This is a genomic window from Mesorhizobium sp. M1365 (assembly GCF_040317865.1).
In the GTDB taxonomy this organism is placed as follows: domain Bacteria; phylum Pseudomonadota; class Alphaproteobacteria; order Rhizobiales; family Rhizobiaceae; genus Mesorhizobium.
The window spans coordinates 120,462-142,051 of record NZ_JAMYLG010000003.1 but is presented as its reverse complement, the minus strand read 5'-3'; the positions used below and the strand labels follow the sequence as shown (position 1 = coordinate 142,051).

Here is a 21,590-nt window from a genome sequence, read left to right as displayed (position 1 = left end):
GGAATTCGAGCGCCGCTTCACCGGGCAGGTGATCCGTACGCCTCATGTTGCGGCGGTCCGGCCTTGTCAGCGCTCCATGGCGCGATAATTGCTCATATAGGCGTGGGCGAATTCACCTGTCGACAGGAGCCGACCATGAAACATCAAACACTCGACCAACTGCAGGCCGTCGCGGAAGTTGAGTCCTTCGCGGCGTATCCGGCGATGACTCGAACCCAGCGGATTGAACGTTGGGCGGAACTTCTCGAACAAAACCCGACGCGATGCCTTGGGGCGCTTCCAGGCACCGAATATATGAACAGGGAAGCGCGCGACAGATCGCGTGGCGCTGGGACGCCGCTCACTGTCGCCTTCGAGGATCCGGTTCTGCGTGCCATGGGCCTCAGCGATGATACCTATGGTGAGGCAAAGCGCTTCTTCGAACTGAGCGACCGGCAGTTGCACCAAATCGTCTGCCATTGCCATGTCGGCGCTACGATGCAAGCGAGATGGGCCGCTGCCAGGGTGCGCGGGATAGTTCGCGGCAACAGATTTGTTGCCTGGATGAAGGGCTTGATCGTGCATTGAGGCGGTACGAGGAACGGCGGAACACGCGTTCTTTCCGCGCCGTGGAGAGCGCTTCCGAACTTGGAAGGGCTCGTGCGCCGTCGGGCCGCGCAGATTGTGAAACTCCTCGACGCTTGGCTGCGCCTTGTCGCGGCCATGCGTCCGTCTTTGATGTGAGAATTTGAGCTGGCCCGCCACAGGTGAGAGCCTTCGTCTGACCGGCGGTCGAGCGCCGTCCAGGCCTGCCTGCGCGGCTACTAACGACGAATGATCCTGCGATCGGGGAAGATCCTGCGACCTGGCTAAACTAGCGATCGATTTCTCCGAACACGATGTCGAGCGAGCCGATGATCGCGGCAACATCGGCGATCATATGGCCTCGGGACAGGAAATCCATCGCTTGCAGGTGGGCGAAGGAAGGTGCGCGGATCTTGCATCGGTAGGGAACGTTGCCCCCGTCCGACACGAGGTAGACGCCGAATTCACCCTTCGGCGCCTCGACGGCGGCATAGACTTCACCGCTCGGCACGCGAATGCCTTCGGTATAAAGTTTGAAGTGGTGGATCGTCGCTTCCATCGAGCGCTTCATCGTGGCACGCGGCGGCGGCGTGATCTTGTGGCTCGGAATCGCGACCGGTCCCTGGCCTTCTGGTGAGCGCAACTTTTCCAGACATTGCCGCATGATCCGGACCGACTGGCGCATTTCCTCCATGCGGACGAGATAGCGGTCGTAGCAGTCGCCATGCTTGCCGACTGGGATATCGAAATCCATCTCCGAATAGCATTCGTATGGCTGCGCCTTGCGCAGGTCCCAGGACGCGCCCGATCCGCGCACCATCACGCCGGAAAAGCCCCAGGCCCAGGCATCATCGAGGCCGATCACCCCGACATCGACATTGCGCTGCTTGAAAATGCGGTTCTCGGTCAACAGCTCTTCGAGATTGTCGCAGACCTTGAGGAACGGATCGCAGAACTTCCAGATGTCGTCTAGGAGTTCCGGCGGCAGATCCTGATGCACGCCGCCGACCCTGAAATAATTCGCGTGCATGCGGGCGCCGGACGCGCGCTCATAAAAGACCATCAGCTTCTCGCGCTCGGCGAAACCCCAGAGCGGCGGCGTCAGCGCGCCGATGTCCATGGCTTGCGTGGTGACGTTGAGGAGGTGCGATAACAGCCGGCCTATTTCGCAGAAAAGCACGCGGATGAGCTGTCCGCGTTTCGGAACCGATATTTCGAGGAGCTTCTCGGCGGCGAGACAGAATGCATGCTCCTGGTTCATCGGCGCGACGTAGTCGAGCCGGTCGAAATAGGGCAAGGCCTGCAGGTAGTTCTTGTACTCGATGAGCTTTTCGGTGCCGCGATGCAGCAGGCCGATATGGGGATCGGCGCGTTCCACGATCTCGCCGTCGAGTTCGAGCACCAGCCGCAGGACGCCGTGAGCGGAGGGATGTTGTGGCCCGAAATTGATGGTGAAGTTGCGAACTGCAGCCTCGGCCATGACAGTCCTCCGCGATCAAGCGGGCTTTGGTTCCGTGCCGGAGCCGGCTTGTCCGCTTTCAGCCGCTCACGTCGTCGTCTGGATGATCAGCGTGAGCGTGCCGTCGCCGTCGATATTGGCTGCGACGACCTGCGTGGAATTAAGCCCGTTCGCCGCCAGCGCCGATGCCGCCTGCGGCGATGCGTCGATCGAACTTTGCAGGATGCGCAAATCCTCGGCGCTGGTCTGGGTGACGACGGCCTCCGCCTGTGCCTTGATGTCAGGAGGCAGATCCTCCATCGCCACGATTGTCACTGCGGTGAAATTCTGGGCGGAGAAGGCTTGGTCAGGTGTAGCCTGGTCGGGAGTGGTCCCTTCGGGCGTGGCTTGCTCTGGCAGGGTTTGCGGGGCCGTCGGCGGGACAGGGGCAAGCTCTGGTGCCACGGATTGCGCATAGACCGGCGAGGCAAGGGCCAGTGCCGAAAGTGTGGCAATTGTCGTCGATAGGCGCATAGCCGTTCCTTCCGTTTGCTCAGCGGACGATCAATTCGGTGACGACAAAACCATCGTGTCGAAATATGGTTCCGTGACGAGGTGATGTCTTGCCGAAAGCCGTGATTGTCGCGGAAAGCAGGGCGCGAAATCCGGCGTTGCCTGTCTCAGGCAGCGGTGTGGCTGCGATCGGGCTGCGGCCAGCGCTGCAACGCCTCACGGCCCTGAGCGGTCAGTTCGTAGATCCCGCGATCGGTGCGCGCGAACCAGCGATACACATTGTGCAGCAGGATCTTAGGCGCGTTCGGCAGGTTGGGCTTCAAGTCACGCGGCCGCTTTGGGCCATCGGCGAGGGCTGCGGCGCATGCCAGCGCCTGCTGGCGATAAGCGGTCATGATCGGCGCACGCGAGCCGCCGCCGGCGACAGGATCGCCCTGCCGACGCCGATGTTCGTCAATTAGCTTCGAGCGGCGCCGGGGATCCCGACGCGGAGCCAATGCCGTCGGGCTGAGCAGCACCTGAACCTCGCCGTTCGGTCGCACGCCAAGCAGGCCAAAGCCGAGCCGACGGCAGAGATTGCGGTATCTCACATCGCTCTCACGGCCCTTGCCACGGGCCGACATGCATGCCGCTAGCCAGACCTCGTCGCTCGCCGCCATACGGTCGACGCCCTGGAGCACCAGTTCGAGGTTGAACTTCAGCTTCAGCTCGCAGATGACGACGATCGGCGGAGAGTCGGCACTCAGCGCCAGCAGATCGCAGCCGCCGATCTCGCCCTTGACCATAAATCCCAGGCCTTCCAGGAAGGTCTTGACCGGGCTGTAGAGTGAAGTTTCGAGCATGGGCCTTTGTCGGCTGCGAATCATTCCGCCGATCGGCGGTTCAGCGCGATGATCGCTCCTTGCCGTTGAACAGGAGGTAAACGACGGCCAAGCAAGTGGTCAGAGCCGTGCCATGGCCGCTTGCCAATTTGGTATGCTGGTATAATGTGTACCTAAGGTAGCATGCTCCGCGTAGCTGCGCTGTGCTGGACATCCGGGCGCCCGAGACATCGTCCATGGCATCGTCATTTGAGCGGCGGCTCCCCTGCGTTCTCTAATCCGCCGACCGGCGGCAATGTGCATACAAGTCAATGGGATGACGATCGGCAGGGCCGTCGTTGGAATTCAGGAGTAACGGACACATGACAACGATTGCGCTGTTTGGTGCGGGCGGCAAAATGGGTTACCGTCTGTCGACCAATTTTCGCGGATCTCCCTATACGATACGCCATGTCGAGGTCAGCGACGCCGGCCGCGAGCGGCTTAAGTCGGGCCTCGGCATCGATGCCGTCAGCGCCGATGAGGCGCTTGATGGAGCCGATGTGGTGATCCTGGCGGTGCCGGACACGCACATCGGCAAGGTCGCGGCGAGTATCGAGAGCAAGCTTGCATCAGGCACGATGGTCGTCGTGCTCGACGCCGCGGCACCTTTCGCCGGGCATTTGCCGAAGCGGCCGGACCTGACCTATTTCGTCACCCACCCGTGCCATCCGCCGATCTTCAACGACGAGACCGACATGGCGGCCAAGAAGGATTATTTCGGCGGCGTCAAGGCCAAGCAGCACATGGTCAGCGCCTTGATGCAGGGACCCGAGGAAGATTTCGCCAAGGGTGAGGCGATCGCAAAGATCATCTGGGCGCCGGTCATGCGCTCGCATCGCGTCACGGTCGATCAGATGGCGCTGCTCGAGCCCGGCCTTTCTGAAACGGTGTGCGCCTCGCTGCTCGTCATCATGAAAGAGGCCGTCGACGAGGTGGTGGCGCGCGGGGTCGACAAGCAGGCGGCGCTCGATTTCCTGCTTGGGCATATGAACGTGCTTGGCGCCGTCATCTTCGGCGAAACCAAAGGCGTGTTCTCCGACGCCTGCAACAAGGCGATAGAGTTCGGCAAGCCGGTGCTGATGCGCGACGACTGGAAGCGGGTGTTCGAGCCGGAGGAGATTGCCGCGAGCATTCAGCGCATCACTTGAGGGCAGCGACGCGTTCTCCGGAACATGTCACCTGAAATTGTCATTGACTCATTATACCAGTTGGCTTAGCTGTTTGATGGATCGGACCGTCAAGCTTCGCCGCAGGATCAGGCGCTGGATGAGTGGAGGATAGGGGGAGCGATCCTTCGAGGTGAAGCCGGCCAAGGGCTTGTGAATCTGACGCGACCCGCCGCCTACGGCCGGCTAACGAAATCGAATGCATATAGCCTTGGGATAAGGCACGGATTTTCAACGGGAGGAATACATGAAACTGACACGCAGAATGACGCTTGCGGCTTTTGCCGGCATGCTGGCGCTTGGCACCGCCGCACCCGCCTATGCGGCGGATTTGATCGCCATCATCACGCCCTCGCATGACAATCCGTTCTTCAAGGCGGAAGCTGTCGGCGCGGAGGCGAAGGCCAAGGAACTCGGCTACGAGGCGTTGGTGCTCGTCCATGACGACGACGCCAACAAGCAGTCCGAATTGATCGACACGGCGATTGGCCGCGGCGCCAAGGCGATCATCCTCGACAATGCCGGCGCCGACGCCACCGTCGCCGCGGTGCAGAAGGCCAAGGACGCAGGCGTTCCTTCCTTCCTGATCGATCGCGAGATCAATGCCACCGGCGTTGCCGTCGCGCAGATCGTCTCCAACAATTATCAGGGCGCCCAGCTCGGCGCGCAGGAATTCGTCAAGCTGATGGGCGAGAAGGGTAATTTCGTCGAGCTCGTCGGCAAGGAATCCGACACCAATGCCGGCATCCGCTCCAAGGGTTACCACGACGTCATCGACGACTATCCGGACCTGAAGATGGTGGCGCAGCAGTCGGCCAATTGGAGCCAGACCGAGGCCTATTCAAAGATGGAATCGATCCTCCAGGCCAATCCCGATATCAAGGGCGTGATCTCCGGCAACGACACGATGGCGATGGGCGCTCATGCGGCACTTGCCGCTGCCGGCCGCAAGGACGTCATCGTCGTCGGCTTCGACGGGTCGAACGACGTGCGCGACTCGATCACCTCCGGCGGCATCAAGGCGACAGTCCTGCAGCCGGCCTTCGCGCAGGCGCAGATGGCGGTCGAGCAGGCCAACGACTTCATCAAGAACAAGAAGTCTCCGGCCGAGGAAAAGCAATTGATGGATTGCGTCCTGGTCAATGGCGACAATGCCGCCAAGCTGGAGACGTTCGCGCTCACCAACTGAGCCGGCGTAACATCAAGCAGCAAGGGACGAGCCTCCGGTTCGTCCCTTGCTTCCATTTCGCCCTTGCCTCCATTTCTCTGGGTGCTCCTGACCGCCATGCCGAACGAGCCGACATGTTCAACACGCTGACCCGGCCGATCCTTGTCGCGTTGTTCCTCGCAGCAATAGGCAGCCTGACCGCCTGCAAGATCCTGCCGACGCCGTCGGCGGAAAACGGCGGCACTGGCTCCGCATTCGATCCCGACAAGATGGTCGCGGACATCTGGGCGGCGAAAGTCATACCCTATCTGCAGCAGAAGGCCGGGCCGTTTGCCGAGGTTCACACCTTGGCCAAGACCGATCCCGCCGCTGCCGGCGCCAAATACGGCAACCCGAAGAAGCAGGCGAATTCGCCATGGACCTTCGCCGTTCGGCTCGAGGGCAAGGTCGTGGCAGCCAACACACAGTCACGCGCGGCGACGATGGACGTCGATGCCGACGGCGACGGCAAGGCGGACGCGCGGGTGCAGATCGGACCCGCCATGCGCGGAACCGCGCTGCGCGACAGCCTCGACTTCATCCAGTTCAACGATTTCACCAACCAGATCGACTTCGCCCAGTTCGGCAAGGCTTTCAACGCCTATGCCGACAAGACCGTGCTTTCCAAGCTGCCGCGCGAGGCACTCGAGGGCCGCAGCGTCGAGGTACTTGGCGCCTATACGCCGGGCAGTGGCCAGGACCTGCCGCTGGTGACGCCGGCGGAGGCAAAGATCGGGCCGAAGTCATGAGCGGCGATCAAGATGTCATCCTGAAGCTGGAGGACGTCTCGAAAGTCTATTCCGGCACCGTCGCGGTCAAGCGGGCGAATTTCGAGGTGCGCAAAGGCGCGGTCAACGTGCTGGTCGGCGAAAACGGAGCCGGCAAATCGACGCTGATGAAGATCATCGCCGGCGTCGAGCAACCGACGCTCGGGCGCATCCTGCTGGACGGCGAGGAGGTTTCATTCTCGTCTTCCGGTGATGCCGTGAGCCGCGGCATCGGCATGGTTTTCCAGGAGCTGAATCTGTTCGGCAATCTGACTGTCGCCGAAAATATTTTCGCCACCCGCGAGATCACCAACCGCTTCCGCAAGATCGACCGCAAGGAGCAGGAGCGCCGCGCGGCGGAGTTCCTTGAACGCCTGGAAGCCGGCATCCGGCCCGACATGCTGGTCGAGGATCTGCGCATCGGCCAGCAGCAGCTGGTCGAGATCGCCAAGGCGGTTTCGCTCGATGCGCGCATCCTGATCATGGATGAACCGACCTCGGCGCTCAGCGCGGCGGAAGTCGAGATCCTGTTCAAGGTGATTGCCGACCTCAAGGCACGCGGCGTGGCAATCGTCTACATCTCGCACCGGCTCGAGGAACTGATCCGCATCGGCGACACCATCACGGTGCTGCGCGACGGCCGCATCACCGGCCAGGCGGAGATGAAAGACGTCGACACCCAGTGGATCGTGCGGCAGATGATCGGCTCGGATGCCAAGGACTTCGCCAAGGCCGACGGCCATGTGCCGGGCGAGGAAATATTCCGCGCCGAGGACATCTGCCTGCCGCGCGTCACCGGCGGGCTTGCGGTCGATCACGTCTCGCTGTCGCTGCGCGCCGGCGAAATTCTCGGCATCTATGGCCTGATGGGCGCCGGACGCAGCGAGCTGTTCGACTGCATCATGGGCCGCCACGGCCATTCGACGGGCACGATATTCATTGCCGGCAAGAAAGTGCACGAGCGCGACACGACGCGGCGCATCCGGCGCGGCCTGGCGCTGATCCCCGAAGACCGCCAGCGCGAAGGGCTGGTGTCAATCCTCTCCGTCGCCAGCAATCTGACGCTGGCCAGCCTGTCGCGGTTCGTGCGCCTGTTCCACATTCGCGGTGCCGCCGAACGACAGGCGGTGGCCCGGACGGTGCGCGAACTGGCGATCAAGGTCGCCGATCCGGCGCAGGAAGTCTCGTCGCTGTCAGGCGGCAACCAGCAGAAGGTGGTGATCGGCAAGGCGCTGCTCACCGGGCCGAAGGTGCTGTTGATGGACGAGCCCAGCCGCGGCATCGACGTCGGCGCCAAGGCCGACGTGTTCCGCACCATGCGCAAGCTGTCGCGCGACGGCCTGGGGATTCTGTTTGCCACCTCCGATCTCGACGAAGTGATGGCGTTGTCCGACCGCATCGCGGTGATGAGCAATGGAAAACTGACCGGCATGTTCGACCGCGCCGAGGCGACGGAGGCCGCACTCGTCGCTGCCTCCGCCTTCGGCCACGGACCGGTCCCGCACGGAGAGCAAGACGCATGACTGACATCCCAGCCAAGGCGGCGGTCAACTCCATGTCGGGCGGCTCGGTCCTGCTGACGCTGATGAAGGCGAGGACGTTCATCGCGCTGATCGCCGTGCTGTTATTCTTCTCGATAGCCGCCCCCAATTTCCTATCGGCCGCCAATCTTATCCTGATGTCGAAGCATGTGGCGCTGAACGCATTCCTCGCAATGGGCATGACCTTCGTCATCATCACCGGCGGCATCGACCTGTCGGTCGGCTCGATCGTCGGCCTGTGCGGCATGGTGGCCGGCTATCTCGTGCTCAACGGCATCGACCTGCAGGTCGGCTACACCATCTATTTCAACGTCTTCGAGATCGCGCTGATCACGCTTGCCGTCGGCATATTGATCGGCGCCGTCAACGGCTTGCTGATCACCAGGCTCAACGTTGCGCCTTTCATTGCCACGCTCGGCGTGCTCTACGTCGCACGCGGCCTGGCGCTGCTGTCGTCGGACGGCCGTACTTTCCCTAATCTCGTCGGCAAGCCGGAGCTCGGCACCACCGGATTCGGCTTTCTCGGCGCCGGCCGGTTGCTCGGCCTGCCGGTTGCGCTCTGGATTTTGCTCGTCGTTGCGCTAGGGGCGGCCTATCTCGCCAAGTACACCCCGCTCGGCCGCCACATCTTCGCGGTTGGTGGCAATGAACGGGCGGCGCGGATTTCGGGCGTCCGCGTCAATATGGTGAAGATGTTCGTCTACATGTTCTCCGGCTTCTGCGCGGCGATCGTCGGGCTGATCATCTCGTCGGAGCTGATGGCGTCGCATCCGGCGACCGGAGAGAGCTTCGAGCTCAACGCCATTGCCGCGGCGGTGCTCGGCGGCACCTCGATGTCGGGCGGTCGCGGCACGATCGGCGGCACCATTGTCGGCGCCTTCGTAATCGGCATCCTTTCGGACGGGCTGGTGATGATGGGAGTGAGTTCGTTCTGGCAGATGGTGATCAAGGGCCTCGTCATCATCGTCGCCGTCGTCGTCGACCAGGCACAGCGCCGGCTGCAGAGCCGTGTCACGCTGATGCAGATGGCAAAGGCCGGCTGACATGGCGGAACTGCGTGGAGCGCTGATCGGCTGCGGCTTCTTTGCCATCAACCAGATGCATGCCTGGCGCGATATAGAGGGCGCCTCGATCACCGCCATCTGCGACCGCGATCCGGACCGGCTACGGATCATTGGCGACCAGTTCGGGGTCGCACGGCGCTATACCGACGCGGCAGCGCTGTTTGCCGGCGAAAGGCTGGATTTCGTCGACATCGCCACCACGGCACCAAGCCACAGAATGCTCGTGGAGATGGCGGCGCAGCACGGCGTTCCGGCAATCTGCCAAAAACCGTTTGCGCCGACGCTTGCCGACGCCAAGGCGATGGTAAAGGCCTGTGCTGACGCCGGCGTGCCGCTGATGGTGCATGAGAATTTTCGCTGGCAGTCGCCGATCCAGGCGGTGCGTACCGTGCTCGACAGCGGCGAAATCGGCACCCCCTTTTTCGGACGGATCTCGTTCCGCTCTGCCTATGACGTGTTTTCCGGCCAGCCTTATCTGGCGACGGGAAAGCGCTTCATCATCGAGGATCTGGGTATCCACATCCTCGACATAGCCCGCTTCCTGCTGGGCGACGTCTCGACCGTCACTGCGCGAACGGCGCGCATCAATCCCGGCATTGCCGGCGAGGACGTTGCGACGATGCTGATGGACCACACGGGCGGCGCCACTTCCGTGGTCGACTGCAGCTACGCGAGCAAGCTCGCTACCGAGCCGTTTCCGGAGACGCTGATCGAGATCGACGGCAGCGACGGCACGATCCGGCTGGCGCAGGGCTACCGGCTCACCGTCACCGGCAGGAGCGGGACAGCTGTGAGCGACGTCTCGCCACCGCTGCTGGCCTGGGCATCACGGCCGTGGCACAACATCCAGGAAAGCGTCGTCGCCATTCAAAAGCATTGGGTCGACTGCCTGACCAAGGGAACCGAGCCCGCGACCTCGGGCGCGGACAACCTCAAGACATTAGCGCTGGTCGAGGCTGCGTACGCTGGCGCCGCAAGCCGGGAGCCGGTGCAACTCGACGCCTTGCTGAAATGACAGCCGACGCCTTCCTCCTCTACGGCACACGTGCCGTTGAAGCCGAACCGGTCAGGCTGCGCGCCGGCGCGCTGACGGCGGACTTCGTCAACGGCAATCTGCGCACCATCCGGCATGGCGGCACCGAGGTTCTGCGCGCCGTCGCCTTCATCGTCAGGGATCGCGACTGGGGCACCTACGAGCCGGCGCTCACCGATTTAATCATCGACCAGGGCGATGACGCTTTCTTCGTCAGCTATTCGGCAGGTTGCTTCGGACCAGAGGGAAGCCGGCTCGACTTCCGTGCGACCATCAAGGGCTCGGCCGATGGCCAGCTGATCTTCGACGTGAGCGCTCTTCCCGACAACGATTTCGAGACCAATCGCTGCGGCTTCTGCATCCTGCATCCAATTGCCGGGCTGGCCGGCAGCCCGGTCACGGTCGAGCATACCGATGGCAGCGTGGTCGCGACGCGGCTTCCGGAGCTGATCGATCCCTGGCAGCCTTTCAAGGATCTGCGGGCGATCACCTATGAGGTCCGGCCGGGCGTCACCGCCGAATGCCGGATGCAAGGCGACATTTTCGAGATGGAGGACCAGCGCAACTGGTCGGATGCCTCCTACAAGACCTATGTCCGGCCGCTCGCGCTGCCATGGCCCTATGTGCTGCCTGCCGGCAAGACCTTCCGCCAGACCACTAGTTTGCGGATAGAGGGTCGCGGGAAAGTGCCGGCCGCTGCGGCAATCGCGGAACCAATTCGCGTCACGCTCGGCCAAGCCGGACCGGCGCTGCCGGATGTTGGCGTGATCATCTACCCGGATGAGGTCGAGGCGGCGCTGGGCAAGCTGCCGATGCTGTGCGAGCTTGGTCCGCAGCAATTGATGTTCCACTACGACCCGACGCGTGGCCATGGGCTCGACGCCTTGCGATCCTACGCCCGGCTCGCCGCCGCCTATCCGGTCCGGACAACGCTCGAATGTGTCATTGCCGGCGACGGCGATCTCGACGCCGAGCTTTCAGGCGTCGCCGACAGGGTGCGCCAGGCCGGGCTCAAGCTTTCGGCCATTGCCGTCTCGCCCTCGGTCGACCGGCAGTCGACGCCACCGGGCAGCGCGTGGCCGCACTGCCCGCCGCTCGAAGACGTCTACGCCGCGGCGCGGCGCGCCTTTCCCGACAGCCGCCTCGGCGGCGGCATGTTCAGCTATTTCACCGAACTCAATCGCAAGCGTGTGCCGGCCGACCTGCTCGATTTCGTCACGCATTGCACCTGCCCGATCGTGCACGCCGCCGACGATCTCAGCGTCATGCAATCGCTGGAGGCATTGCCTTTCATCACGGCGTCAGTACGAACGATCTTCGGAACAATACCTTATCGGATCGGGCCGTCGACCATTGCCATGCGCCAGAACCCTTATGGCGGCGCGACCAAGGCTAATCCTGACAGTCAGCGCATTGCCATGGCCAACCGCGACCCTCGCCATGCCGGGCTGTTCGGGGCCGCATGGACGATCGGCTATGCCGCGCGCGTTGCGCCGGCCGGGCTCGAAATGCTGACGCTCTGCAGCTTCACCGGACCATTCGGCGTGCTGGCCTCGTCGGGCGAACCTGTCAAAGAAGGTACACCCCGGCCGATTTTCCACGCGGTGAAAGGACTTTGCGATCTGGCCGGCCATGCGCATGTGGCGGCGACAACGACCGATGAGACGCGGGTGCTGGCACTGGCCGGCCACTCCCAGACAGGCAAGATCATCGTCTGGCTGGCGAACCTTACTCCGGACGACCTTCCAGTCGATGTTTCCGGGCTCGGCTCCGATCGGGGTCCTCTGAAGATCTGGGATGGACGAACGTCACGCCAGATTCAGCGCGACGCGTCGGGCCGAGACCGTCTTGTCATGACGCCCTACGCAATCGTCCGGATTGGCTGAAGTCACGCCGGGGTTCATGAATCGCCGCAGTTCCGCAGCGGTTGCCCGTAGCCGCAGCACTTCCGCTGCCGACTTGTCACCGGACTTGCTTTCGAAACTCGCCTGGTGCCATTCCAGTTGTCTTGGAAAAAAGACGGCTGAACGAAGCGACGTCCTGATATCCCACCCGATAGCAGATTTCTGAGACGCTCAGTTTCGTTTCCTCAAGCATGGACCTTGCCAACTCCAGCCGCCTTTCCTGGATCCATTTTCCCGGCGTTGTCTGGAGCTCGTCGAAAACCCTGCGAGACAGGGTTCGCGAAGACATTGCCAATTCGGTTGCAAGAAATTTCAAATCGATTTCTGACATCTTGTCTTTCGAGAGCTCGCGCAGCTTGTTCTCGAATGGGCTGGCCTCGTTCGAAATTTTGTCGAGAGGAAATTCGTAGGGACTCTGGAATTTGCGCGGCGGAGGAAGAACCAGAAGTTTTCGAATGATCCGTTCTTCCTTCTCGAAGCCCAGATCGATCAGCAAAGCCCTGGCGAGTTCGAGTCCGGAAAACCCGCCTCCACATGTGTAAAGGCGGTCCTGGCGAATGAGCAGGCGGGAAGCGTCCCATCGCACTTGCGGAAACCGGCGGCTTGCCTCGTTCTTCAGCCACCAGGATATCGTTGCGCGCTTGCCGTCCAACAATCCCGAAGTGGCGAGCAGATAACACGCGCCGCAATGTGCTGCGATGATTGCGTCCTGCTGCTGCGCGAGCGCGATCAGCGGTTTTGAATGCTCACTCTCCTCGTCGAGCGAGCGCAGAAGCTCCGGAATCTCGACACCCGGCATGGCAATGAGAATCAGGACATCCATTTTCCGGGATGGTTGAGCCTTTGTCGGGAAGGAAATTCCGGTGCTCGATGCCGACGGCGCGCTCCTTGAAACGAACTCACAGGAGAGAACCTGCGAACGGCAGACGTCATTCACAAGCTGAAACATTTCCACGAGCGTCGAGACGACGGCCGAATAGAAATTCGACGGCAGCCAGATCACAACGTGGAGGCCCCTGTCAGCCATTGCGGTACTCCAGTATCGTTCTCGGATGGCAAGCCTAGCATAGTCTTTGCAAGAATTGCCAATCCCAGAACAAGCGCGGCGCCTCCAGGAGGGCCTATGCGGGCTTGCTGACGAAAGCGGGCCGCGGAAATCCATGGCTGGGAAGATGCAAATGCTGAAATCGTTGAATGAAAACACGCGGCACATACATCGGATTCAGACGCAACAGAAAACTGCGTCGGTCCGGGCTCAGGCTGATCTGTGGTCAGTCAGTAGGCCGAGAGCAAGGTGCCGGCCGCTGCGGTCGGGACCTTGCTCTTGATTTTCAGCTGCCGGAGTTCATCACGTAAAGCGCACGCGAGCGTTCGAGGTGCTTGATCATCGCCTTCTCGGCGCCATCCGCATCCTTGGCCTCGATGCGTCCGATGATCTCTTCGTGCTCGGTCAGCGTGAACTTTTCCTTGCCAGTCCAGATCAGCATTTCGGTGTGGTATTCCTTTAGCCAGCCAAGCATTGCCTCGCTGACGGCGACATAGATCGGATTGCCGGATATTGCCGCGATCTGGGTGTGGAATTTCATGTCGGCGGATATAAAGGCTTCCGAGTCGCCACGATGGCTGCGCTGCTCGGCAACCGTTGCCCGCAACCGCTGCACGTCCTCGGCGGTTGCCTTCTCCGCGGCTTCCCTGACCATGCCGCGCTCGAAGAAGATACGCGCGTTCTTGAGGTGCTCCAGCGTGTCCTTCGACGACGACAGGATGATCTTGGCGGCACCGTCGACCTGTTTGATGATCGACTTGGCGGTCAGCTGCAGCACTTTCGCCCGCTCGCCATGCGAGATCGCGACAAGGCCCATATTGCTCAACGCCTGCATTGCCTCGCGGATCGCCGGCCTGCCGACCTCGAAGCGCTCCATCAATTCGCGCTCCGACGGCATGTCGTCACCCGGCAGCAATTCGCCGCTGGTGATCAGGCGCTTCAGTCTCAAGAATACTTCGTCGGAAAGCTTGCGCCGGACGATCGGCTCCGAACGGTTCATCGTCGCGAATCACTCCTTTGACCGGCCCCTATCTAGCATTTCCGCCGTGAATTCCGGAACGCCTGCTGCCGGCTCGCCCTTACCGCCAAGCCGGATAGGGCTTGCAAAGCTTATGTACTCATTATACCAGATTTCAAGGGCCAAGGAACCTTTTTCGAACCACCCGGCAGGCCGCGCGAATATGATTGTTCTCACCTATCGCATCGAAACGCCGGGCAATATCGAGGCGCTGGCGGCCAAGATCGCAAGCGACCAGTCGACCGGAACCTTCGTCGCGCTGGCCGGCGAGACCGAAGAGCTCAAGGCCAGGGTCGCAGCGCGAGTCCTGGCGATACGGCATCTGCCGGATGCGGATCGGCCGTCTCTTCCCGAAACCGGTCCCGAAGCGCGCAACGGCCCGGTCAAGCGCGCCGACGTCGACATCGCCTTTCCGCTGGACGCCATCGGCACCGACCTGTCGGCGCTGATGACCATCGTCATCGGCGGCACCTTTTCGATCAAGGGCCTGTCCGGCATTCGTGTCGTCGACATGAGGCTGCCCGAGGAGTACCGGGGCGCGCATCCGGGCCCGCAATTCGGCGTCACGGGCAGCCGCAGGCTGACCGGTGTCGTGGATCGTCCGATCATCGGGACCATCGTCAAGCCGGCGCTGGGACTCCGCCCGTACGAGACGGCCGCAATGGTGCAAGAGCTGATTGCGGCCGGCGTCGACTTCATCAAGGACGACGAGAAGCTGATGAGCCCGGCCTATTCGCCGCTGTCGGAGCGGGTGAGGGCAATCATGCCGCTGATCCTCGACCACGAGCAGAAGACCGGTAAGAAGGTCATGTATGCCTTCGGCATTTCACATGCCGATCCCGACGAGATGATGCGAAACCACGATCTGGTGGCAAAGGCCGGCGGCAATTGCGCGGTGGTCAATATCAATTCGATCGGTTTCGGCGGCATGGCTTACCTTCGAAAACGCTCCAGCCTTGTGCTCCATGCCCACCGCAATGGCTGGGACATTCTCACCCGTCATCCCGGCCTTGGCATGGATTTCAAGGTCTGGCAGCAGTTCTGGCGGCTGCTCGGCGTCGACCAGTTCCAGATCAACGGCATCGCCTCAAAATACTGGGAACCCGACTGGTCCTTCGTCGAATCCTTCAAGGCGGTGACCACGCCGATCTTTTCGCCGGCCGATTGCGCATTGCCGGTCGCCGGCTCCGGCCAGTGGGGCGGGCAGGCGCCTGAAACCTTCCAGCGAACCGGCCGGACGGTCGATCTTCTCTATCTCTGCGGCGGTGGCATCGTCAGCCACCCGGACGGGCCGGGCGCCGGCGTGCGCGCCGTGCAGCAGGCCTGGCAGGCGGCGGTCCAGGACATTTCGTTGGCGGATTATGCCTTGAGCCATGTCGAGCTGGCGCGGTCGATCGAGAAGTTCGGCGGCGGCGAGGCGGCCTGACGCCATGCAAAACCTGCTTCTGAGTTACTATGGCGACGACCTGACCGGCTCGACCGACGTTATGGAGGCGCTCGAGCTCGGCGGCGTGCCGACCGTCCTGTTCATGCGCCAGCCGGACGAGGCGCTGCTTTCGCAATTTGCGCATTGCCGCGCCCTTGGGCTGGCCGGCACCAGCCGCAGCGAGACGCCGCAGTGGATGGACACGCATCTGCGAGATGCCTTCGCCTGGCTGAAGACCGTCAACGCCGAGATCTGCCACTACAAGGTCTGCTCGACCTTCGATTCCAGCCCGGCAATCGGCAGCATCGGCCGGGCGATCGAAATCGGCCGCTCGGTTTTCCGGCAAGAGGGCGTGCCGCTGGTGGTCGGCGCGCCGCAGCTGAAGCGCTACACCGCCTTCGGTCATCTGTTCGCGGCCTATCGCGAAAAATATTTCCGCATCGACCGCCATCCCGTGATGAGCCGCCATCCGACCACGCCGATGGACGAATCCGACCTGCTGATCCATCTGTCGCGCCAGACCAGCCTCGCCTCGGGCCTGGTCGACCTGGCGACGCTGCAGTCTGCGTCGCGGTCGAAAGCATTCGACCGGCTTGTGGAGAATGGCTCAGGTATTGTGCTTGTCGATGTCGATAGCCTGGAAACCCAGGCACTTGCCGGCAAGGAGATTTGGCGCGCTCGCAAGCCGGGCGGTTATTTCGTCGTCGGCTCTTCAGGCATCGAATATGCCTTGCTGGTCGAATGGGCAGCGAACCGGATCGTGGATACCAAATCCGCCTTTTCGCCGCCGGGCGCTGCCGACAGGATCGCCGTGGTCTCGGGGAGCTGCTCGCCGACGACGGAACGACAGATCCGTTATGCTCTGGCCGACGGCTTCGACGGGATCGAGCTCGACCCAGTCGAACTGGTTTCTGAGGCTTCGAACGACGCGATTGCGCGCGCGGTGGCAACCGGCCGCTCCAGCCTACGGGCCGGGCGCAGCGTCATCCTCTACACCGCGCTCGGGCCTGCGGCCGACCGCGGTGCAGAAATCGATCTCCGGGAAGGCGCCCGCCATAAGCTCGGCCACGGCCTTGGCGAGGTTCTCCGCGAACTGACGCTTCAAGAGAAGCTACTGCGCGTGGTCATCGCCGGCGGCGACACGTCGAGCCATGCACTTGGCCAGATGGGCGTAGACGCGCTGACTGTGCGAATGCCGCTGCCGGCATCGCCGGGCTCGCCACTTTGTGTGGCGCATTCAAGCATTAAGGCGATCGATGGGCTGGAAATTGCCCTCAAGGGTGGGCAGGTCGGAACCGACCGCTATTTCTCCGCTATTCGCGATGGGGTCGGCGGTTGAGAGCGGGGAATGTCAGGTCAAATCGGTGATGCTCGATCGGGATCGAGGATACTAGCCGGCAAACCAGAAATCTCAGGCGTTCAGATCAGCGGCAATGCCACTCATCACGCTATCTGCCCATTGTCCTGCCTGGATGATACTGACGGGCGTAGGCGACACAGGCGTCTACCGTGCTGACACAGAGCGCATCGCGGTTGTTCGGCAGGTTGTTGTCGCCGGCGTAGGCAACCTCGGCAACATGACCGTCAACCATTCGAATTTGCGTGTTGCAATAGCCGCCGGGGGCGACGTTGACGGAACCTCCCAGCGCCGGGACCGGGCCAATGGCCACGGTCGGAACGACAATGTTGAGATTGCCGCGTTGAACGACGCGCTGATAGGTCCAGATCTGGCCGGATTTGCCGACATCGGCAGTGGCGGTCGGAAAGCCGGCGCACATTCGAACGTCCGCCTCGCTAAGGCCGACCATCTCCCTGCGGGCTGCCGCCGCCGTGGCGTCTTCCTTCGCAGTGCTCGACGTGTCGTCGGGCATGACGCAGGAAGACAGGATGGCGGCGCTTGCCGATAGAAGGAGAAAGGCAAGCTTTCGGGTGTGGAAAGATGTCATACCAACTTCGGATTGCACGGGAGCCCCGAATGCCAACCTAGGAAGTGGGCCAATCGAGTCAACCGGCAGAAAATTCACGAAGTCGTTTGGTCCGCCAATCCGCCGCACGCATCTGCTGGAAGAGGTTGAGGCTGCTGCCGTGACCCTCGCGCCCTATCTTCCGCCTGGGCATCGGATTTCCAAATCCGACCCCTCTTCTTGTCAGATGTACTGGCGCACGGTGCTGTGACTTTGGTTCGGCCGACGGTGTGCTAGTTTCCAGCCAATTGCTCCGGAGACGTCATGCCTATCAAGCTGCAAGAAATCGCCCTCGCTCTTCTGCTGTTGGTTGCCGGAGTTGGGGTGGGTCACGCGGAGACGGCCCAGCGGCCGCCGCCCACAGGCGGGGTTCTCTCGCTCCTGCCACCGCCGCAGACTTCCGATCATTCGATCGTCATAGCCGGACGCACGCTCGATTACGAGGCCAAGGCCGGCACGCTGTCATTGCCGTCCGGCAAAGGCGATATCACCGCCGAGATTTTCTACGTCGCCTATGCACTGCATTCCGGGAAAGAAACGGGACCGGATCCGCGGCGCCCGATCACCTTCGTGTTCAATGGCGGTCCGGGAGCAGCTTCCGCTTATCTTCATCTCGGCGCGCTCGGTCCGCGGGTCCTGGCGACGGCGGCCGATGGAAGTTTCCTGCCGCCGCCGCAGAGGCTGTTCGACAACCCCGACACTTGGCTCGACATGACCGACCTGGTCTTTGTGGACCCTGTTGGAACCGGTTACAGCCGTGAAGCGCCCGGCACAGAAGCACACAGCTTCTGGGGCGTCAGCCAGGACGTCGCGTCGATAGGCGCGTTTATCCGGCTCTATCTGGCGCAGACGAACCGTACGGCATCGCCTGTCTTCCTGGCTGGCGAAAGCTATGGCGGCTTTCGAGCAGCATTGCTCGCCAGGAAGCTTCAGGAAGACATCGGCATCAGCCCGAGTGGCGTCGTGCTGATTTCGCCGGCGCTCGAATTCACGCTGGTGCGCCCAGACGAGTTCCAGCCGCTCCACTGGGCGCTGGAACTGCCGTCGCTGGCGGCAGTGCGCCTACACAGCGAAGGCGTTTCCGGCCCGGCCCTGCAGGAGCGGCTGGCGGAAGTCGAACGCTATGCGCTCGGCGATTATCTGGCCGCGCTGGCCGGTGGGCTGGAGCAGGGTGGACGCCTGGCGAGCCAGCGTGTCGCCGCAATCACCGGTCTGCCGCTCGATCTCGTCCAGCGGCACTTTGCACGCATTCCCATAGGGCTGTTCGCCAAGGAGTTTGCACGGGCAAAGGGCAATGTTCTCAGCGCCTATGACGGCAACATCGCGACAGCGGACGTGGCGCCAGAGAGCCTGGGAGTCGAGGGTCCCGATCCGGTGCTCGACCGAAGCGTGCCGGCGCTCACCTCCGCTTTCGTCGGCTATGTGCGTGATGAATTGAACTTCCGCACGGATATCAGCTATCGGCTTCTCAACCGTGAAGTCAGCGGCAATTGGGACTATGGGACGAGCGCGACGCGTCAGGGCTATGCGGGTGTCATGGACGACCTTCAACAGGCGCGCGTGCTAAACCCCAGCCTCGGCGTGCTGATCGTCAACGGCTACAGCGACCTGGTGACGCCGTACATGGGCTCGCGCTACCTGCTTGGTCAAATTCCTTCGCTTGCCGGCGCAAAGCCCATTCGCACCGAGGTGCTGGAGGGCGGGCACATGATGTATCTGAGGCCGGATGGACGGGCGGCACTGAAGCAGGCCGCGTCCGAGCTTTACCGAACGACGCAATGAGACGGTTTGCCCAAAAAAGCGCCGGATACGCTGTTCGCCCTCTCATCAGGCCCTAGTTCCATCGCGATTGATCGGTTACACACCTAGGATGGCGTCTTTCAGCGACGTTCGACAACGGATTAGCCGGCTCTCCAGAATCGCGCCACTGGTGCGGCGTGCTGCCGAGCGGGCCATTCGGAACACCAAGCCACACAGGCTGACAAGCCTTGTTGACCGTTGGAATGCGCTGTCGCTGGCAACGCAGTTCCTGCTCGCGGGCGGTCTATTTTCCCTGTCAGCCATGGTGGTGGTGGGGATTTCCGTCACGAACCATATAGAAACCGTGGTCACGCAGAATTCGGCTTCCGCAACGGCTCTTTACGTGGACAGCGTCATCGCGCCGCTGCTTCCGGATATGCGCAAGAGCGAAGTGCTCGACGAGAGCGTCGCCCACGCGCTCGATGAAACGCTGGGACAAGGGGCACTCGGCACAAGGCTCGAATCCTTCAAGCTCTGGCGTCGCGACGGAACCATCCTGTATTCGACCGACAAGACATTGATCGGCAAGCGCTTTGAACCCAGCGACAATCTCCGGGCGGCATTCGCAGGCCAAATGGTCTCGGAGTTCGACAAGCTGGACGATTCGGACAGCGAGGCCGAAAGGGCCAGCGGCTTGCATCTTCTCGAGATCTACAATCCGGTGCTGCAGCCATGGTCAGGGGAAGTGGTGGCCGTTTCAGAATTCTACGAGGTCGCCACTGATTTTGAAAGAAACCTGCATCAGGCACTCATTCGAACCTGGCTGGACGTTGCCGCCGTCACAGCGGCCTTCTTTCTCGGGCTGTCGGCAATCGTGTTCCGTGGCAGCCGCATGATCAGTTCGCAGAGCCGCTCGTTGAAGCAGCGCATTGCCGAGCTTTCCGATCTGCTTGCGCAAAACAGACTGTTGAGGCTGCGGGTGCAGCGTGCCTCGCAGCGTGCCACCGCACTTAACGAACGCTATCTCAGGCGCATCGGTGCGGACTTGCACGATGGCCCGGCGCAATTGGTTGCTCTCGCGGCGCTGGGGATCGACAGCCCCGTCATTGCCGATCCCGCTACGCCGCAATCGAAGCGTGCACAGGAATTGCTGGCCATCAAAGCACATCTGGACGATGCCATGCGCGAGATCAGGAGCATCAGCAAGGGCCTTGTCCTGCCGCATATCGAGCATGCCGAACTGGGTGAAATTCTCCAGCTTGCCGTACGGGCGCACGAAGAACGAACCGGCGTCAAAGTGACACTATCGATGACCGGCGGCCATGCGCCATTGTCGCCGGCGGCCAAGATCTGCATCTTCCGCTTCGTCCAGGAGGCGCTGAACAATGGATTCCGTCATGCCGGAGGTGAAGGTCAGTCGGTCGAGAAACATTTCGACGGCGAGCGCGTTTGTATCGAAGTGGCCGACGCCGGCGCCGGCTTTGACCCGCAAATCGTGCGTCCCGAGAGGCTGGGACTCGTAGGGCTGCGCGAGCGGGTGGAAAGCCTCGGGGGCCAGTTTACCGTAACTTCCTCACAGAGTGGCACAGTCGTAAGAATGGCCCTCAACATCGTTGAAATGGGGCAGACATGACAGTAGCCATCAAGCTCGCCATCGTCGACGACCACCCGCTGTTCAGGGAAGGCGTTGTGCGCACGCTCGATCAGATCGGCGGGTTCGAGATCGTCGGTGAAGGAAGCAGCAGAGACGATGCCCTGCGGATAATCGAAGACCAGCGGCCCGACATTCTGCTGATGGACATCTCGGTTCCTGGAGGTGGCCTTGGCGTGATCGGACCGGCCCTTGAGCGGCATCCGGCACTGAAAATTGTGATGCTGACCGTTTCGGAAGAAAACCAGCACGTGATGACCGCGTTGCAGAGCGGGGCAAGGGGCTATGTTCTGAAGGGGGTCGGGTCGAGGACGTTGGCTGCGATCCTGCGCACGGTAGCGTCGGGCGAACGATATGTCTGTCCACAATTGTCGGCGCGCCTGTTGGCCGATCTCTCGGCTCAATCAAAAGAGCCGGCGAAAGCTGACGGACTTGCCGACCTCACCAGCCGCGAAAGGGAGATCCTGACGCTGGTTGCCGCGGGACTGAGCAACAAGCGGATCGGGCTTCGGCTGAACCTCCATGAAAAGACGATAAAGCACCACATGACGCGAATCCTGGCCAAGCTCAACGTCAGCAACAGGACCGAAGCTGCCATGACCTTGCGCGACGCGACTGAGCGCCGCCATCCGCCTGTTCGCGATCATGCTTGAGCCGAAATTGCCGCACTGCGCGGCCATGTGAAC

At 62.1% G+C, this 21,590-nt stretch carries 19 protein-coding genes; 13 read left to right on the top strand and 6 right to left on the bottom strand.

The window, feature by feature from the left end; translation table 11 throughout:
* The first annotated feature begins 135 nt into the window (after positions 1 to 135).
* Positions 136 to 567, top strand: coding sequence for a hypothetical protein (locus NKH04_RS04910; protein ID WP_023675469.1), 432 nt, complete (start codon positions 136 to 138; stop codon positions 565 to 567).
* Positions 568 to 853: 286 nt separating this feature from the next.
* Here the strand turns inward: NKH04_RS04910 and NKH04_RS04905 are convergent, their stop codons facing one another.
* The 3 genes from NKH04_RS04905 to NKH04_RS04895 all read right to left on the bottom strand — a co-directional run bounded on the left by NKH04_RS04905 (position 854) and on the right by NKH04_RS04895 (position 3,357).
* Entirely contained in the window at positions 854 to 2,044 is a 1,191-nt protein-coding gene (locus NKH04_RS04905) for an NADH-quinone oxidoreductase subunit D (RefSeq protein ID WP_352501918.1), read from the bottom strand.
* 66 nt (positions 2,045 to 2,110) lie between these two features.
* Positions 2,111 to 2,536, bottom strand: coding sequence for a hypothetical protein (locus tag NKH04_RS04900; RefSeq protein WP_352918195.1), 426 nt, complete (start codon positions 2,534 to 2,536; stop codon positions 2,111 to 2,113).
* Positions 2,537 to 2,682: 146 nt separating this feature from the next.
* Entirely contained in the window at positions 2,683 to 3,357 is a 675-nt protein-coding gene (locus NKH04_RS04895) for a DUF2161 domain-containing phosphodiesterase (RefSeq protein WP_352918193.1), read from the bottom strand.
* A gap of 341 nt (positions 3,358 to 3,698) precedes the next feature.
* On the opposite strand from NKH04_RS04895, the gene NKH04_RS04890 reads away from it, so the two are divergent.
* The 7 genes from NKH04_RS04890 to apnL all read left to right on the top strand — a co-directional run bounded on the left by NKH04_RS04890 (position 3,699) and on the right by apnL (position 12,042).
* A complete protein-coding gene (locus NKH04_RS04890) occupies positions 3,699 to 4,526 on the top strand; it encodes a phosphogluconate dehydrogenase C-terminal domain-containing protein (RefSeq protein WP_352586635.1) in 828 nt (275 codons plus the stop codon).
* A gap of 265 nt (positions 4,527 to 4,791) precedes the next feature.
* Positions 4,792 to 5,733: a D-ribose ABC transporter substrate-binding protein gene (locus NKH04_RS04885; protein WP_352469588.1), complete on the top strand. Its 942-nt coding sequence runs from the start codon at positions 4,792 to 4,794 to the stop codon at positions 5,731 to 5,733.
* 113 nt (positions 5,734 to 5,846) lie between these two features.
* The gene (locus NKH04_RS04880; RefSeq protein WP_352682588.1) at positions 5,847 to 6,500 is read left to right on the top strand and encodes a DUF2291 family protein; all 654 of its coding nucleotides are present in this window, start codon (positions 5,847 to 5,849) and stop codon (positions 6,498 to 6,500) included.
* Positions 6,497 to 8,041 (top strand): sugar ABC transporter ATP-binding protein, encoded by a 1,545-nt coding sequence (locus tag NKH04_RS04875; RefSeq protein WP_352469590.1) that lies wholly within the window; start codon positions 6,497 to 6,499, stop codon positions 8,039 to 8,041. Before NKH04_RS04880 ends, NKH04_RS04875 begins: the two co-directional genes overlap by 4 nt.
* Positions 8,038 to 9,102: an ABC transporter permease gene (locus NKH04_RS04870; RefSeq protein ID WP_023675478.1), complete on the top strand. Its 1,065-nt coding sequence runs from the start codon at positions 8,038 to 8,040 to the stop codon at positions 9,100 to 9,102. Before NKH04_RS04875 ends, NKH04_RS04870 begins: the two co-directional genes overlap by 4 nt.
* A 1-nt stretch (position 9,103) precedes the next feature.
* On the top strand, positions 9,104 to 10,138 hold the full coding sequence (locus tag NKH04_RS04865; RefSeq protein WP_352767585.1) for a Gfo/Idh/MocA family protein: 1,035 nt from the start codon (positions 9,104 to 9,106) through the stop codon (positions 10,136 to 10,138).
* Positions 10,135 to 12,042, top strand: coding sequence for a D-apionate lactonase (gene apnL, locus NKH04_RS04860; protein ID WP_352968942.1), 1,908 nt, complete (start codon positions 10,135 to 10,137; stop codon positions 12,040 to 12,042). Before NKH04_RS04865 ends, apnL begins: the two co-directional genes overlap by 4 nt.
* Before the next feature lie 76 nt (positions 12,043 to 12,118).
* On the opposite strand, the gene NKH04_RS04855 is transcribed toward apnL, so the two are convergent.
* Positions 12,119 to 13,087, bottom strand: a complete 969-nt coding sequence (locus tag NKH04_RS04855) for a GlxA family transcriptional regulator (RefSeq protein ID WP_352968944.1) — start codon at positions 13,085 to 13,087, stop codon at positions 12,119 to 12,121.
* 304 nt (positions 13,088 to 13,391) lie between these two features.
* On the bottom strand, positions 13,392 to 14,105 hold the full coding sequence (locus NKH04_RS04850; protein ID WP_292663135.1) for a transcriptional regulator NanR: 714 nt from the start codon (positions 14,103 to 14,105) through the stop codon (positions 13,392 to 13,394).
* A 181-nt stretch (positions 14,106 to 14,286) separates the two neighbouring features.
* Here NKH04_RS04850 and oiaX point away from each other — a divergent pair, with 181 nt between their 5' ends.
* Together oiaX and NKH04_RS04840 are read left to right on the top strand one after the other, a co-directional pair.
* Positions 14,287 to 15,549 (top strand): 3-oxo-isoapionate-4-phosphate decarboxylase OiaX, encoded by a 1,263-nt coding sequence (gene oiaX, locus NKH04_RS04845; protein WP_352469595.1) that lies wholly within the window; start codon positions 14,287 to 14,289, stop codon positions 15,547 to 15,549.
* A 4-nt stretch (positions 15,550 to 15,553) separates the two neighbouring features.
* Positions 15,554 to 16,888, top strand: a complete 1,335-nt coding sequence (locus tag NKH04_RS04840) for a four-carbon acid sugar kinase family protein (RefSeq protein ID WP_352469596.1) — start codon at positions 15,554 to 15,556, stop codon at positions 16,886 to 16,888.
* Between the two features lie 109 nt (positions 16,889 to 16,997).
* Here NKH04_RS04840 and NKH04_RS04835 read toward each other — a convergent pair whose 3' ends face one another.
* Positions 16,998 to 17,495: a hypothetical protein gene (locus NKH04_RS04835; RefSeq protein WP_352741965.1), complete on the bottom strand. Its 498-nt coding sequence runs from the start codon at positions 17,493 to 17,495 to the stop codon at positions 16,998 to 17,000.
* A gap of 282 nt (positions 17,496 to 17,777) precedes the next feature.
* On the opposite strand from NKH04_RS04835, the gene NKH04_RS04830 reads away from it, so the two are divergent.
* From NKH04_RS04830 to NKH04_RS04820, 3 genes are all read left to right on the top strand, one after another.
* Positions 17,778 to 19,295 (top strand): S10 family peptidase, encoded by a 1,518-nt coding sequence (locus tag NKH04_RS04830; protein WP_352818039.1) that lies wholly within the window; start codon positions 17,778 to 17,780, stop codon positions 19,293 to 19,295.
* Between the two features lie 148 nt (positions 19,296 to 19,443).
* Positions 19,444 to 20,886, top strand: a complete 1,443-nt coding sequence (locus tag NKH04_RS04825) for a sensor histidine kinase (protein WP_352926828.1) — start codon at positions 19,444 to 19,446, stop codon at positions 20,884 to 20,886.
* Positions 20,883 to 21,557: a LuxR C-terminal-related transcriptional regulator gene (locus NKH04_RS04820; RefSeq protein ID WP_352448141.1), complete on the top strand. Its 675-nt coding sequence runs from the start codon at positions 20,883 to 20,885 to the stop codon at positions 21,555 to 21,557. Before NKH04_RS04825 ends, NKH04_RS04820 begins: the two co-directional genes overlap by 4 nt.
* Positions 21,558 to 21,590 lie beyond the last annotated feature (33 nt).